Source organism: Streptomyces hydrogenans, from assembly GCF_014656075.1.
In the GTDB taxonomy this organism is placed as follows: domain Bacteria; phylum Actinomycetota; class Actinomycetes; order Streptomycetales; family Streptomycetaceae; genus Streptomyces; species Streptomyces hydrogenans.
Window position 1 is genome coordinate 1 of record NZ_BNBS01000168.1, and the last position, 14,211, is coordinate 14,211.

The 14,211-nt window shown below is 74.6% G+C and carries 16 protein-coding genes and 1 riboswitch; of the genes, 9 read left to right on the forward strand and 7 right to left on the reverse strand.

All coding sequences use genetic code 11. The features are described from left to right. Positions 1-133: 133 nt before the first annotated feature. On the reverse strand, positions 134-748 hold the full coding sequence (locus tag IE321_RS37740) for a hypothetical protein (protein ID WP_190226226.1): 615 nt from the start codon (positions 746-748) through the stop codon (positions 134-136). 153 nt (positions 749-901) lie between these two features. On the opposite strand from IE321_RS37740, the gene IE321_RS37745 reads away from it, so the two are divergent. The 5 genes from IE321_RS37745 to IE321_RS37765 all read left to right on the forward strand — a co-directional run bounded on the left by IE321_RS37745 (position 902) and on the right by IE321_RS37765 (position 5,044). Beyond that, positions 902-1,342: a VOC family protein gene (locus IE321_RS37745; RefSeq protein WP_079021881.1), complete on the forward strand. Its 441-nt coding sequence runs from the start codon at positions 902-904 to the stop codon at positions 1,340-1,342. A gap of 445 nt (positions 1,343-1,787) precedes the next feature. Beyond that, positions 1,788-3,140, forward strand: coding sequence for an NUDIX domain-containing protein (locus IE321_RS37750; RefSeq protein WP_190226227.1), 1,353 nt, complete (start codon positions 1,788-1,790; stop codon positions 3,138-3,140). Next, positions 3,128-3,913, forward strand: a complete 786-nt coding sequence (locus IE321_RS37755; protein WP_229916746.1) for a class I SAM-dependent methyltransferase — start codon at positions 3,128-3,130, stop codon at positions 3,911-3,913. Before IE321_RS37750 ends, IE321_RS37755 begins: the two co-directional genes overlap by 13 nt. Before the next feature lie 121 nt (positions 3,914-4,034). Beyond that, positions 4,035-4,544, forward strand: coding sequence for a GNAT family N-acetyltransferase (locus tag IE321_RS37760; protein ID WP_190226228.1), 510 nt, complete (start codon positions 4,035-4,037; stop codon positions 4,542-4,544). Continuing rightward, positions 4,541-5,044, forward strand: a complete 504-nt coding sequence (locus tag IE321_RS37765) for an NUDIX domain-containing protein (protein ID WP_190226229.1) — start codon at positions 4,541-4,543, stop codon at positions 5,042-5,044. Before IE321_RS37760 ends, IE321_RS37765 begins: the two co-directional genes overlap by 4 nt. Before the next feature lie 232 nt (positions 5,045-5,276). On the opposite strand, the gene IE321_RS37770 is transcribed toward IE321_RS37765, so the two are convergent. From IE321_RS37770 to IE321_RS37780, 3 genes are all read right to left on the reverse strand, one after another. Beyond that, the gene (locus tag IE321_RS37770) at positions 5,277-6,095 is read right to left on the reverse strand and encodes an ABC transporter ATP-binding protein (RefSeq protein ID WP_190226230.1); all 819 of its coding nucleotides are present in this window, start codon (positions 6,093-6,095) and stop codon (positions 5,277-5,279) included. Then, the gene (locus IE321_RS37775) at positions 6,092-7,063 is read right to left on the reverse strand and encodes a FecCD family ABC transporter permease (protein ID WP_051841786.1); all 972 of its coding nucleotides are present in this window, start codon (positions 7,061-7,063) and stop codon (positions 6,092-6,094) included. Before IE321_RS37775 ends, IE321_RS37770 begins: the two co-directional genes overlap by 4 nt. Before the next feature lie 176 nt (positions 7,064-7,239). Beyond that, positions 7,240-8,307, reverse strand: a complete 1,068-nt coding sequence (locus IE321_RS37780) for an ABC transporter substrate-binding protein (RefSeq protein WP_190226231.1) — start codon at positions 8,305-8,307, stop codon at positions 7,240-7,242. 54 nt (positions 8,308-8,361) lie between these two features. Further along, positions 8,362-8,535, reverse strand: a riboswitch (cobalamin riboswitch). Between the two features lie 191 nt (positions 8,536-8,726). Between IE321_RS37780 and IE321_RS37785 the strand changes: the two genes are divergently transcribed. Further along, positions 8,727-9,266 (forward strand): 2'-5' RNA ligase family protein, encoded by a 540-nt coding sequence (locus IE321_RS37785; protein ID WP_190226232.1) that lies wholly within the window; start codon positions 8,727-8,729, stop codon positions 9,264-9,266. A 34-nt stretch (positions 9,267-9,300) separates the two neighbouring features. Here the strand turns inward: IE321_RS37785 and IE321_RS37790 are convergent, their stop codons facing one another. Then, complete coding sequence (locus IE321_RS37790; RefSeq protein ID WP_190226233.1) at positions 9,301-9,600, reverse strand: YkvA family protein; 300 nt, start codon at positions 9,598-9,600, stop codon at positions 9,301-9,303. Positions 9,601-9,780: 180 nt separating this feature from the next. Here IE321_RS37790 and IE321_RS37795 point away from each other — a divergent pair, with 180 nt between their 5' ends. After that, positions 9,781-10,515, forward strand: coding sequence for a class E sortase (locus IE321_RS37795; protein WP_190226234.1), 735 nt, complete (start codon positions 9,781-9,783; stop codon positions 10,513-10,515). A gap of 39 nt (positions 10,516-10,554) precedes the next feature. On the opposite strand, the gene IE321_RS37800 is transcribed toward IE321_RS37795, so the two are convergent. Continuing rightward, positions 10,555-11,118, reverse strand: a complete 564-nt coding sequence (locus tag IE321_RS37800; RefSeq protein ID WP_190226235.1) for a TetR/AcrR family transcriptional regulator — start codon at positions 11,116-11,118, stop codon at positions 10,555-10,557. A gap of 98 nt (positions 11,119-11,216) precedes the next feature. On the opposite strand from IE321_RS37800, the gene IE321_RS37805 reads away from it, so the two are divergent. Beyond that, a complete protein-coding gene (locus IE321_RS37805; RefSeq protein ID WP_190226236.1) occupies positions 11,217-11,825 on the forward strand; it encodes a DUF2867 domain-containing protein in 609 nt (202 codons plus the stop codon). A 14-nt stretch (positions 11,826-11,839) separates the two neighbouring features. Here IE321_RS37805 and IE321_RS37810 read toward each other — a convergent pair whose 3' ends face one another. Next, a complete protein-coding gene (locus tag IE321_RS37810; RefSeq protein ID WP_190226237.1) occupies positions 11,840-13,561 on the reverse strand; it encodes a PP2C family protein-serine/threonine phosphatase in 1,722 nt (573 codons plus the stop codon). Positions 13,562-13,812: 251 nt separating this feature from the next. Here IE321_RS37810 and ppnP point away from each other — a divergent pair, with 251 nt between their 5' ends. Beyond that, positions 13,813-14,097 (forward strand): pyrimidine/purine nucleoside phosphorylase, encoded by a 285-nt coding sequence (ppnP, locus tag IE321_RS37815; protein WP_043221836.1) that lies wholly within the window; start codon positions 13,813-13,815, stop codon positions 14,095-14,097. Positions 14,098-14,211 lie beyond the last annotated feature (114 nt).

Genomic DNA, 14,211 nt, shown 5'->3' on the forward strand with positions numbered 1-14,211 from the left:
GGCGGCCTCCCCCACAGGAAAGGTGGGGGAGGCCGCTTCGTGCTGGTGCGGGCCGCTTCGGCCGCCCGTCGAAAGGAGCGCCGGGGTGATTCCGGCGCAGGCGCCCGCCCCGGGCGCGAGCCCGTGAGCCCGCTCAGGAGTCGAACCACACGACGAGCCGCACATGGGCGTCGCCGTGGCGCGCCGCGAGCGTCTCCATGGCGTGCCAGACGGGTCGCCACTCGGTCTCGGGGACGGCGTCCCGGCGGCGGAGGGTGACCGACCTGTACAGGGTGTCGCCGATGAGCCACTCGCTCCCCTCGGGCCACTCCCGGCTCTCGCCCGGGTCGAGACGGACCTGGGCCGGTCCAGGATCGACGGCGTCGGCGAACGCACGGCTCCAGAACGACTTGCCCGCGAACCTGGGCCCTCCCGGGGTCCGGCGGTACTGGTGGAGGCGGCTGTCGGGCCTCTCCGCCCGCTCCTCCCAGTCGACCTTCCTCACCTCGGCCCATGTGATCCACGAGGCGTCGTGGAAACCCCTCTCGTCGTACCACTCGATCGTGGAGGCGGAGACGTCGGCGGGCAGGCCCCGGTCCGCTGCGAGGGGGCGGAAGTTCGCGTAGTTGCGCACGCCGAAGAGGCAGCCGAACGCGTCGTAGGAACAGCCGTCGTACAGGGTGCCGAGATCCTGCGCGGTGTACCAGGCCGGATCCCGGCCGTCCCGCGCGGCCCGGTACTCGAGGAAGCCGTTGATGTCGGTGACCATGTCCCCCAGTCTCCCGACCGCGTCAACGGGATTCCGCGGCACCGGCTCCCGGCCTGCGCGCGGGTGTCGCGTACGGCCCCTCGCCCCCGTCCTCGGTATACCGGTGACGCAGAGGCAGCGCGGAAAGCAGCGCCGAACAGAGGGAGAACCGTCATGACGCTTCAACGGATGGACAACGTCGGCATCGTCGTCGAGGACCTGGACGCCGCGGTCGCCTTCTTCACCGAGCTGGGCATGGAGGTCGAAGGCCGGGCGGAGATCGAGGGCCTCTTCGCGGACCAGGCCGTCGGCCTCGACGGGGTCCGCAGCGAGATCGCCATGATGCGGACCCCGGACGGCCACGGCAAGCTGGAGCTCGCGCGGTACCGCCACCCCGAGGCGATCGGCGACCGGTCCCACAACCCGCCGCCGAACACACTGGGCATCCACCGGGTCATGTACGCCGTCGACGACATCGACGCCACCCTCGCCCGCCTGCGGCCTCACGGCGCCGAACTCCTCGGCGAGGTGGCCCGGTACGAGGACGTCTACCGCCTCTGCTACCTCCGGGGCCCGTCCGGCATCATCCTCGCCCTGGCCGAAGAGATCGGCTGACCCCGACACACGCCCGACCGCCGCCCCCTCCACCCGCCCGCGGTGACGGCAGGGGCGGCGCCCGGCCCCCACCGACCGGTGGACGGCCCCGGCCGGGGTGCGGGTGCCGGCGCGGAGGGGGAGACGAGCGCGGGTCGGCCGGCGGCCGCCGTACCGCTGGGACCGAGGAGAACTCCGCGCACGCGAAGACAGTGGTGTTTCGGCCATCCGTGGCATCGGCCACGACCCGCGTGCCACCCGGATCGACGCCCGGCAGCGAACCCGCCTTCGCCTGTACCGGGCTTCGAACAGCGTCCGAATCGCATGTGCTCGGTACGAGGGCTCCCGTCGTTGAGCCGGTCGACACCCCGATCCGCCGGCCCGGGGCGGTCCGTACCCGTCCACCGTTCCCGTCGTTCATCCCTTCGTCCCCCGTCCTTCCAGCCGTTCCACCCTCCCCGGGCACGTGACGTGCGGCGGCATCGTCATCGACGCCGACGGGCGCGTGCTGCACGTCGCCCACCGGGCCTCCGGGTTGCTGCTGCCCCCGGGCGGCCACGTGGAAGCCACGGACGAGTCCCTGTTCGCCGCCGTGCTGAGGGAGATCACGGAGGAGACCGGCATCCCCGCCTCCTCCCTCGTCCTCACGCCGGAGTACGGCCGCACCCCCCTCGACGTCGACGTCCACGCCGTCCCGGCGAACCCCGCCAAGGGCGAAGGGCCGCACCGCCACTACGACTTCCGCTTCGTCTTCCGCCTGGCGCCGGACGCCCCGGACCTCGCCCTCCCGGAGGAGGAGGTCGCCGGAGCCGTCTGGTTGCCCCAGGGCGAGGTCCGGTCGCCGACGCTGCGGGCGAGACTGCGCGACGCGGACCTGGACGGCACGGTCACGCCTGTCGACGCGAGCGTGGTGATCCACGACGGCAGGGGCCGCTACCTGGTGCATCTGCGGGACGCGAACAAGCCCATCTGGGCGGCCGGCCACTGGGACCTGCTCGGCGGGGGCCGGGAGCCGCAGGACGCCACGCTGCTCGACACCGCCGTCCGTGAACTGCGAGAGGAGGCGGGACTGGAACTCGACCGCCTCCGGCCGTACGCGGTCGAGCACGTGACCGGCACCGACGGCACCTCGGTACCCGTCCAGGTGTACACCGGAGAGTGGGACGGCGAGCCGGACGCCCTGCCGCTGACCGAAGGCCAACTCCTGGCCTGGCGCGACCTCGCCCAGCTTCCGTACCTGACGATGCTCCCGTCCACCCGCCGCCTGCTGGAACGGCACGCCGCCGCGCACGCCTCCCCCGTGCGCCCGACCCCCGCGCACCCGGCCGACGGGCCACGCCGCCGGCCGGCGGCGGCCACGACCGGAGCGGCACCCCCCGACACCGAGCCCCACATCGTCGGCGTCCACCTCGTCCTCGAACGGGACGGGCAGGTCCTGCTGGGCCGGCGTCACCCCGACTCGGCGTACGCGGGCGGGACGTGGCACGTCCTCGCGGGCCACTGCGCCCGCGAGTCGGCGACCGCGTGCCTGGTGCGCGAGGCCAAGGAGGAGGCCGGACTGCTCGTTGACCCGGACGGGCTCGACCTCGTCCACCTGGTGCACATGGTCGACCGCCCCGGCGAACTGCCCCGTGTGCAGCTCTTCTTCCGCGCCCGCGCCTGGGAAGGAACCCCGCGGGTACTCGAACCGGACAAGACCGTCGCCTGGCGGTACTGGGACGCCGACCGCCTCCCCGCCGAGCTCGTCCCCTACACCCGCGCCGCGCTCGGAGGCATCCGGGCCGGACGCCCCTACACCGAGACGGGGTGGTCGCGTTGACCGGCTTCGCCGCCGTCGGCGCCGCCTACGCCGCCCACTGCGACAGCGCCCGCGGCCGGCTGCGCCACGACCTGGTCGAGCGCCGCCTCCGGGCCGAGCTGGGCCCCGCCCCGGTGCGGGTCCTGGACGTGGGCTGCGGGACCGGCGAGATGACCCTGCGTCTGGCCGCCGCCGGACACGTCGTGACGGGGGTCGACCCGAACCCCCGCATGCTGGCCGTCGCGGCCGGCCGACTCGCCGCACGGCCCGACCTCGGCGACCGGGTGCGCCTGGTCGGGGCCGCCGTGGACACCCTCCCGTTCCGCCGGGAGAGGTTCGACGCGGTCTGCTGCCACGGGGTGCTCATGTACCTCGACGCGCCCGAGCCGGCGGTCGCCCGACTCGCCGAACTCGTCGCTCCCGGCGGGCTGCTGAGCATCCTCGCCAAGAACCGGAGTGCCATCGGCGTACGGGAGGCGCTCGCCGGCGACTACGGGACCGCGCTCCGCCTCATCGAGAGCGGCGCCACCGTCAGCGTCGGCAACCTCGGCATCGGGAGCCGCGGCGACACCGCCGAGACCCTCGACCGGCTGGCGGCCTCCCACGGGCTGACCCCCCTGCGCTGGCAGGGCGTACGGATCTTCACCGACCACCTGGTGGACTGGCGGCCCGACCCGGACGTGTACGCGGCGGCGGTCGCGGCCGAGTGGGCCGCCTCCTGGAGGTCCCCGGCACGCGACCTCGCGCACCTCGTGCACACCCTGGCCCGCCGCCCCAGGGAGGCCCGTAGATGACGGCCCGCGCCCCCTCGCGCGCCCGGCTCGCGTCGCGAGCGCGGAGTGCTCCGCACCCGCTCCCGCTCCCGCCGAACGCCGCACCCCGCTCCCCGACACCGACCGACGGAGGTACCCGGTCATGACCCGCACACCCGGCCCGCACCCCACGCCCGGTGCCGTCAGGCCGGCCACGCCGGACGACGCCGGTGAGATCACCCGGCTGCGCTCCGCGTACGTCCTGCCCGAGCCCCTCGACGAGGAGTGGCTCGGCCTCTGCCGCGACCAGTTGGCCGGACGGCTCGTGTCCGAGGGCGACGCCCGCGCCTACGTCGTCGACGCGCCGGCCGGAGGGCTCGCCGCCTGCGCACTGGGCCTGGTCCATCCGGTTCTGTCCGGCCCGCGCTACCCGGAGGGACTGGCCGCCCGCATCCACGTCGTGGCGACGGAACCCGGACACCGGCGGCGTGGCTACGCCCGGGCGACCGTGTCCGCGCTGCTGGACCGGCTGGAGCGGGAGGGGGCCACGCTGTTCGAGCTCCACGCGAGCGAGGAGGCGACGCCGTTGTACGCGTCGCTGGGCTTCGCGAGCAGCCCGTCCCTGATGCGGATGACACGGCTCGCCCCGGGGGCCGGGAAGGGAACGGCATGACTTCCGCCTGGCTCCCCACGGAGGACTACGTGGCGACGCTGCCCAAGGCCACGCTGTTCGGCAGCGTGTTCTTCACCGACGAGCACGACCGACCGGTCCAGCTCCACAGCGTCTACAGCCCCGAGCACCCCTGGCAGTGGCCCGGCGGCACCAGCGACCCGGGCGAGCGGCCGTGGGAGACCGCCGTGCGCGAGACGTTCGAGGAGACGGGCCTGGTGGTGACCGGCCCTCCGCGGCTGCTGGCCGCCGTGTTCAGCCTGCCGGGGACGGGATGGCCGCTGGCGACGTCGGGGCTGGTCTTCGACGGCGGCAGGCTCACCGCGCGGCAGCTCGCGGAGATCACGCTGGCGCCCGACGAGCACGACGAGGTCAGGGTCCTGCCCCCGGTCCGATGGCGGGAGCTGATGCCGGAGCGGGACTTCGCCCGGCTCACCGCCGTCATGGAAGCCCGCAGGTCCGGGACGGCGGCCTACTTCGACACCTGGGACTGGGACGAGTGACCGCCCCCTCACGGCCCTGATCCCCCTGCCCGCTCCTCCCGGCCCCGGCAGGGCACGCGGTGGCCGCTGCCGACGTCCCGGCGGCGGCGCGCCGGTCCACAGGCACCGTGGCCACCCTGCACCGCATGAGCATGTCCAAGGGCCCGCGCGGTCCGTGATCTCGACGCACCCCGTGGTGCGCCCGAGCGGTGCCGCCGGACGGTGCGGAACCCCGTGACAGGCGCCGGGCCCGTCAGTGGTGCGTGGACGTCGTGCCGAGGAAGCGGATGTGGGGGCGCCCGTCCGGGTCGGGGTGGGTGACGGTGGCGCGGACGCCGTAGACGTCCGCGACGAGCCGCGCGGTGAGGACGTCCCGCGGTGGGCCCGCGGCCACCACGCGCCCCGCGCGCAGGACCACCAGGTGGTCGCAGTGCATCGCGGCGAGGTTGAGGTCGTGCAGGGCCACGACACAGGTGAGGCGCAGCCCCCCGACCAGGTCGAGCAGGTCGATCTGGTGCTGGATGTCGAGGTGGTTCGTCGGCTCGTCGAGCAGCAGCAGCCGCGGCTCCTGGGCGAGGGCGCGGGCGATCTGGACGCGCTGGCGCTGGCCGCCGGAGAGGGTGCCGCAGGTGCGGTGCGCCCGGTCGGTCAGCCCGGTGCGGGCGAGCGCGGACCGTACGGCCTCCTCGTCGGCGGCCGTCCCCGGCGACCACGCCCTGCGGTGCGGGACGCGGCCGAGCCGTACGGCGTCGGCCACGGTGAGGTCGACCTGGGTGTCGGCGTGCTGCTCCACGACGGCGACGCGGCGGGCCAGCGCCCGGCGCGGGACGGTGCCCAGCGGGTCGCCGCCCAGGGTCACGACGCCGGTGTCCGGAGTGAGGACGCCCGCCAGGACGCGCAGCAGGGTGGACTTGCCGGAGCCGTTGGGGCCCAGCAGCCCGGTGACCGTGCCGGGGCGGGGCGCGAGCGTCACCCCGTCGAGGACCAGCGCGCCGCCGGCGGTGCGCGAGACGCGGTCGGCGCGGAGCCCCGTACCGGCGTCGTCCGTGAGGGGAGGCGGTGTGCCGGTCATCGGCCGCTCCTGGTGCGGTACAGGACGAGGACGAACGCGGGGACGCCGACCAGCGAGGTCACCACGCCGACCGGCACCTCCTGCGGGTCCAGGACGGTGCGGGCGAGGGTGTCGGCCCAGACGAGGAACACCGCCCCCGCCAGGGCGCTCAGCGGCAGCAGCCGGGCGTGGCCCGGACCGGCCAGGGCGCGGACCGCGTGCGGCAGGACCAGACCGACGAACCCGATCGCACCGGCCGAGGACACCAGGACGGCGGTGAGCAGGGCGGTGACCGTGAGGAGGACCAGGCGGGTCCGCGCCACGGAGACGCCGAGCGCCGCGGCGGCGTCCTCGCCGAACGCGAAGGCGTCGAGCGTACGGGCGTGTCCGCCGCAGACCAGCAGCGCTCCGGCCAGGACGGCCGCGCACACCGCGACGTCCGTCCAGGACGCGCCGCTCAGGGAACCCAGCAGCCAGAAGAGGACGCCCCGGGTCGTCTCGGCGTCGGCGGCGGTCATCACCACGAACGACGTGAGGGCGGAGAAGAGCTGCATCGCCGCGACCCCGGCGAGGACGACGCGGTCCGTCGATCCGCCCAGGCTGTGGCTCAGCAGCAGGACCAGGGCGAAGGAGCAGAGCGCCCCCAGGAAGGCGCCCCCGGTGACGGACACCAGGCCGCCGCCGGCGCCGAGGACGACGACCGCCACCGCCCCGGTCGACGCGCCGGAGGAGACGCCGAGCACGAACGGGTCGGCGAGCGGATTGCGCAGCAGGGACTGCATCACCGCCCCGCAGACCGCGAGCCCTGCCCCGCACACGGCGGCGAGGAGGGTACGGGGCAGCCGCAGGTCCCACACGATCCCCTCCCGGATCGCGCTCAGACCGGACGGCTCCCCGCCCAGGTGGGAGGCGACGACGGTCCAGGCGTCGGCGACGCGGATGTCGGCCGGTCCGACGGTGACGGCGAGGGCGACGGAGACGCACAGCAGGACGGCTCCCGCCGCCCCGGCGAGCGGCGGGAGGGCGGGGGAAGGGAGGGCACGGCCGCGCCCGGCACCCTTCCCGGTCGTCCTGGCGACCGGTTCCGTTCCGGTGGCCGGCCCGGTCCCGGCGGCCCGTTCCGTCCCGGCGGGCGCTGCCGTCTCGGGTCCCGTCCCGGAGCCGGTCACTTCGTGAGCCCGTACGTCCGCAGCGCGGCGGCGACCTTCTCGATGCCTTCGACGGTGCGGATCGTGGGGTTCATGGCCTGGCCGCTGAGGAGCACGTACCGCTTCTTCCGCACCGCCGTCATGTTCCGGGTGACGGGGTGGGACTCCAGGAACTCGATCTTCTTCGCGGCGCTCTCGGCCGACTGGGCCCTGCGGGTCAGGTCGGCGATCACCAGCACGTCGGGGTCGCGGTCGACGACCGTCTCCCAGTTGATCTGCGGCCACTCCTCCTTCGTGTCGTCGAAGACGTTCTTCACGCCGAGGGTGCCGCTGACGATCCCCGGCGCGCCGCAGCACCCGGCCATGTACGGCCCCTGCGAGTCGGAGAACCAGTACAGGACGGACGCGCCGCCGAAGTCGGCGCCGGCCGTGGCCCTCTCCACCCGGGCGCGGAGCTCGCCGACGAGCTTCTCGCCGCGCTCCGGCACGCCGAAGACCCGGGCCAGGTCGCGGACCTCGCCGTACACGGACTCCATGGTCAGCGGCTCGGTGCGCACGCCGTCGCCGTCACCGCTGTTGTCCTTGCCGACGCAGTCGGCGGGGGAGACGTACGTGGGCACGCCGAGCTTCGCGAACCGCTCGCGGGGCGCCACACCGCCCTTGCCCAGCGTGTAGAGGAAGGAGGCGCCGACGAAGTCCGGCTCGGCGTCGAGGACCTTCTCGAACGACGGGTAGCGGTCCGCGAGCCGGGGGACCTTCGCGTTGGCCTTCTCCAGGCCCTTGAGGACGGGGTCCGTCCAGGTGGCGGTGCCGACCATGCGGTCGGCGAGGCCGAGCGAGAGCATGATCTCGGCCGAGCCCTGGTCGAGGGCGACGGCCCGGCGGGGCGCGCGGTCGATCTCGACCCGCTGCCCGCAGTTGTCGAGCCGTACGGGGTAGCCGGCGGCGGTCCCCTCCGCCCCGGGCGAGGCGGGCGCCCCACCGGAGCCGCAGCCGGTCACGAGAAGGGCGCCGGCCACGAGCAGCACGGCGGAACGGGCGGGGTGTGCGAAGGGCACGGGTGAGTCCTCTGCGTCACGGCTCATGCGCGGAGCCTGTCGTACGGTGCTCCCCGGGCGGCGGTGCCCGCCACCCGGGCCGCCAGCAGGTCTTCGGACTCGGGATCGTCCGGACGGAACGCCTTCCCAGGCCCCTCGGGGCCCAGTGGCCGATGCTCCGCCCGTCACCCTCACCGCTGCGCGTCAGCTCCGGATTCCCACCGGATTCCCTGACCGTGCACATACCGTGTCGATACGTACACAGGTGCGACTGGCCCGGGCAAGTTACCACAGACGGATCTTGGAGCCGCCGGGCCGCCCCTCAGAAGGAAGTCCGGTCCGCGGGCACGTCGTCGCGGCCCCGCCGTCCGCCGGGCCGCCCTACCGGTCCGCCTCGCGGAGCGTCGCGACCGCGCCCCGGAAAAGCAGCCGCGCCGGCCATGGCGCAACTGGCACCATGCGGAGGCATGGCAGACGACAGCACCCGCGGGTTCCAGGCGGGACAGACGGCCCTGGTCGTCCGGGTCCCGGAGGCGGAGGCCTCCGTCGGGGCGTGGCGCGAACGGTTCGACCCCGCGGCCGGGGCCGGAGTCCCCGCCCACATCACCGTGCTCTTCCCGTTCCTCGACGGGAGTCGAACGGACGCGGGCGTCCACTCCGCGCTCGCGGACCTGCTGGGCGGCCACCCGGCGTTCGACCTGCGGTTCGAGCGGTGCGGACGGCTGCCGGGAGTTCTCTACCTCGCCCCCGAGCCCGACGGGCCGTTGCGGCGGCTCACGGAGGCGGTCGCCGGACGATGGCCGGAGGCCCCGCCGTACGGCGGACGGCACGCCGAGATCATCCCGCACCTGACGGTCGCGCAGGGTCAGGACGACGCCGTCCTGGAGGAGATCGAGGCCGACCTCGGCACCGGGCTGCCGCTCACCGCCCGCGTGTCGTCGGTCGCGCTCCTCGTCCACGACGGCACGACGTGGCGGGAAGGGGCGTCCTTCGCGCTCGGACGGTGAGCCCGCCCTCCTCCGTGCCGGGCCGCCAGGACCGTCAGGCCGTTCTGCCGGGCTCCTTCTCCGGCGCCGGCGTGCCCGACCGCTGCAGGGCGCGCAGTGCCGCCAGCAGGATGCCGATGTCGTCGAGGAGGATGGGGTCGGGCAGCAGGTCCGCCGGGCTGACCAGGTACAGCAGGGCGCCCCAGAAGAGCACCTTGCGCGACATCGGGATGCCCGAGTCGCCCAGCATCCTGCGCGCGCGGAACAGGCGTACGGCCAGGACGACGGCCAACGCCAGCGTCGCGGCGAAGAGCACCGCCGCGATCACCCACCAGTAGCCGCTCATGCCGTCCATCCGGGCCTCTCCTTCTCCGTCTGCTCGAAGAACGTGTAGCCCGGATCCGCGGTTCCGAACCGTTCCCGCCCACGGTCTCGCTCGCCGGGCGCGCCGGGGACCACGTCGGGGAATACGGCCCTCCGGCGCGTCGTTGGTGGCAGCACGCAGGTGCCGCCCACGCCCAGGTGGTCGAGAGCCATGATCCGTACCCGTCGTACCCGCCGAGCCGCCGCCGCGACGGCGCTCCTGGTCCTGCTCGGGGGGTGCGCGGCCGCCCAGGACGCGGGCGCCCCGGCCGTGTCCTCGGACGCCGCTCCCTCGAAGCCCGCCCCCGCTTCGACCGCGCCTCCGGCTCCGCGTACCGCCGAGGCGGCCGTACCCGTCGCCGTCACCCCGACTCCGCGCCCCCGTCCCGCCGAGCTCGACATTCCCTCGATCGGGGTGGTGGACCTGCGGGTCCTGCCGTACGAGGGGCGGACGGACGACCGGGCGGGCACCCGCATCCAGGACCGGGGCGTCGCGGCCAGTCCGTACGGGAAGCACGGCGGCGTCGGGCCGGGCGACATCGGCAACTACCAGGTGACCGCGCACCGGCTCTCGGCCGGCGGCCCGCTCCGCGACCTGCCGGACGTCGACGTCGGCGACGAGGTACGAGTGACCGCCGGAGGCACCACGTACACGTACCGGATCGTCGAGACCCGTTCCACCTCGTTCCGCTCCGACCGCTCACTCGCCGAACAGCGGGCGGCCGTGCCCGGAGAGCCCGGCGAACGGCCGACCCGCGCCATGATCACGCTCTCCACCTGCGCCACGCCGGAGGACGACGCCGCGGGCAACCACTGGCGAGACGCCCAGGGCAACCCCGAGCACCGCATCGACAAGATCGGCGTGCTCACCGCGACCGACGCGCCGCCGCCGGGCGGGGGCGGCTGACCGGCGGGTGCTTCCGCCGAGGCGGGCCCCGAGGACGTCCTACGGCCGGGCCAGCAGTCGCTCCCTGACGGCGGCGAGCACCTCGGAGCGGGGGCGCGGGCCGTTGTCGGCGGCGATGAGGTGGTCGCCGATCCGCAGGGAGAAGGTGATGAGACAGCGGGCCTCGACATCGTCCTCGTCGAGGCAGAAGGCGCCGTAGAGCCCGCGGAGGTAGTCCATCCGCCGGTTGTCGGCCCGGCGGAGACGGGCCGCGACTGCCTCGTCGCGCCGGGCCCAGTCGCGGACGGCCAGTTCGACGCCCGCGGCGGTCACGGGGGAGTCGGCCCTGCCGACGACGTCGAAGAGCCGCCCGAGGCGTTCGCGGGCGTCGCCGCCGTCGCGTTCGATCCGCGCGATCACGTCCTCGGTGACCCCGCGCTCCCAGGTGTCGAGCATCTCGTCGAGGAGGGCGGCGCGGTTGCGGAAGTAGCCGTAGAAGCCGCCCTTGCTGACGCCGAGGGCCTGGGCGAGGACCTCGACCCGGACGGCCTCGGGGCCACCGGCGGCGAGCGCCCGCAGCCCTTCCTCGATCCACCTGGCCCGCGGCGTGCGGATCGCACCCATGTCGGTCTCCCCTCGCTTGTTCCGAACCGAAGTATACGGCGCCGTATAGAAAGGGGTTATGCTCGATCTATACGCCACCGTATAGACAGGGGTCCGTGATGAACGCACTGCGCCTTCCCCCGACCGACCACACGGCCAGGCCCTGGCGCGTCCACGAGATCGCCGGCGACTTCCGGCTCGAGGACCTCTGGGCCCTGCCGACGCCCGGCGGCCCGGACGACCTGCGCCATCTGGTCGAGCAGATGGCGGGCGGCGAGGGCGGCCCGGACGGCGGCAATCCGGTGGGCCGCTTCCTGTTCGCGGTGCGCTGGAAGCTCGGGGCGCTGCTCGGCTGGGACACGCCCGGCTCGGGCGTCGGCGGCAGGGTGCCGACCCTGCGGGACCGGCTCCCGGACGACCTGCGCGACGGGCCGCGCGGGCCGGAGCTCGCCTCGGCCCCCTTCACCTCGGTCTTCCAGACGCACGACGAGTGGGCCGCCGAGTACGCCAACAAGACCATGCACGGGGTGATGCACATCGGTTGGGTTCCCGACGGGAGCGGCGGCTACCGGGGGCAGATGGCCGTCCTGGTGAAGCCCAACGGCCGCCTCGGCGCCCTGTACATGCTCGGCATCAAGCCGTTCCGGTACCTGGGGGTCTACCCGGCGCTGATGCGGTCGATCGGCCGGGAGTGGCGCGCGAACGCCGGCCGCCGCACCGCCCGCTGAGCCGCCTCGGGGCGTCAGTCGAGGCGAATGGCCAGCATGCAGGCGTCGTCCTCCAGGCCCGACTGCTCCGGGTCGGCGAGGATGCGGCCGATGAGGTCCTGGGGCGTCGGGTCCGGGTCGCGGGCGACGAGGGCGGCGAGGCGGTCGATGCCCTTGGTGACGTCCTCCCCCCGGCGCTCCACGATGCCGTCGGTGTAGAGGAGCAGGAGGTCCCCCCGCCGCAGCGGCGTCGTCGTGGTCTCGTACGCGTACCCGGGCAGGGCCCCGAGCAGCGGGCCGCGCTCACTCGTGCGCAGGGGCGCGGCGTGGCCGTCGCGGAGGAGGAGCGGGGCGGGATGGCCGGCGTCGGCCCAGTGGAGGGTGCGTTCTGAGTCGATGTGCCCGGCGACGACGGTGGCGGTCTGTTCCGCGGGGTCGCCGCAGATCAGGTCGTTGAGCCAGGTCGTGATCTCGCCGGCGGACGCGCCGGTCTGGGCGAGGCCGGCCAGGGCGTGGCGCTGCTGCGACATGCGGGCCACCGCCTCCAGGCCGTGCCCCGCGGCGTCGCCGATGACGACGAGGACCCGGCCGTCGGGCAGGAGCCTGCACTTGTACCAGTCGCCTCCGACGGCCGCGTCCTCTTCGGCGGGCCGGTACGAGGCCGCGACCGTCAGCCCGACCGCCGCGAGGGCCTCCGAGTGCGTCGGCACCAGCGCCTCGCGCAGGGCGTCGGCCACCCGCCGCTCGGCCTGCGCCTGACGGCGCAGCCAGTCGGACTCGCGCTCCGTCTCGGCGATCCTGCGGCGGCTGCGGATCTGCGGGGTGAGGTCGCGGGCCACGAGGTTCACGGCCCACGGCCGCCCGTCGGTGCCGGCGACCGGCCGCCCGAGGAGGTCGAGCGTGCGGACCTCGCCGAGGACGAGGAAGCGGATCCGAGTCCAGGCGGGCTCCTCCCCCGCGAGGACGGAGGCGAGGAACTCGGAGAACGCGTTGAGGTCGCCCGGCAGCAGCGCGTCGCAGAGCTGGTCCAGCGTCCAGGGCATCCGGATCTCGGCGTGGAAGATCCGGCTCAGCCCCTCGGACCAGGTCACCTTCCCCGACAGCAGGTCCCAGTTTCCCCAGCCGAGGGAGGCGAGGTACTGGGCGTCGATCGTCAGCAGCTCGGTGTGGCTCTGTACGGGCCTCCAGGTGGCGAGGACCTGCTCGCCGCAGCGCGCGGCGGAGTAGAGGAGCGGGGCGCGGTGGAGCCGGCCCAGACGCTGCTCGGTGTAGTCGACGACCCGGCCCTCCAGAGGCCCGCCGCCCGCGACCACGTCCGCGAGGCCCGCGAGGAGCCCGCTGGCCGCCGCGCCCGGCCGGGCTTCCAGGAACCGCTGTCCGACCTGCCGGTCCGGCGCCTCCAGCCATTCGGCGGAGCGGATCCTGTTGCCGGCCACGATGCGGAAGTCCCGTACCGCCCCCGTCTCGTCGTGCACCGGCTCCAGCAGGACGGCGGAGGCGGGGATCGCGTGGAGGAGGGAGCAGGTGCCGGTGGCGTCGGAGTCGTGGGTGCTGCACAGACAGCTCGGGTCGGCCGCGTCGCGCACGGGCAGTGTGGGCGCCGGGGCGAGGGTCTGCACCGGGGCGGTGACCTCGGAGCCGGGGGTGGGGGCCGCGGGCCGATCCGCGGTGCGGCGGACCGCCGACCTCAGGCTGGAGATCTCGTTCCCGATGAGGCTCTTGAGCTCTTCGACGGTGTCGGGCAGCGGAAACCCCATGATCGCCTCCCGGGGCCGGTGGGCATGTTCCTGGACCGGCGGCCCGGGCCCTGCCACCACCGGCCCTCCGCCCCTGCCCGCTCGCGGTGCCATCATGCGGACGGGCGGGAAGTCGCGAGATCGCCCCGTGAGAGACTGCCGCGGCGGCGACCGAGGTCGCGTTGCCGCCGGGGGTCGTGGCCCTCCCTCCCGGACAGCCGGCGGGTGTCGCGCCGATGGCTCCGCTCGGCCCGTTTTCCAGGAGGATGCGCGTGTTCAAGGTCAACGAGTACTTCGACGGCACGGTCAAGTCGATCGCGTTCGAGGGCGAGGAGGGGCCGGCGACGGTGGGCGTCATGGCCCCCGGTGACTACGAGTTCGGCACCGCCAAGCGGGAGGTCATGCACGTGGTCTCCGGCGCGCTGACCGTCAGGCTCCCCGGCTCCGACGACTGGGAGCGGTTCGAGGCGGGCACCCGGTTCCAGGTTCCGGCCGACAGCACGTTCCAGCTCAAGGTGGCCGTGGACACCGCCTACCTCTGCGAGTACCGCGACTGAGCCCGCCACGCGCACTCCGGCGGCCCGCCCGCCGGACGCCGCCGCGGACGTGAGGGCCTCCGCCACCGGCGGAGCTTCCCCGCGGCACGTCGCCCCACGGCCACGCGGCCGTGG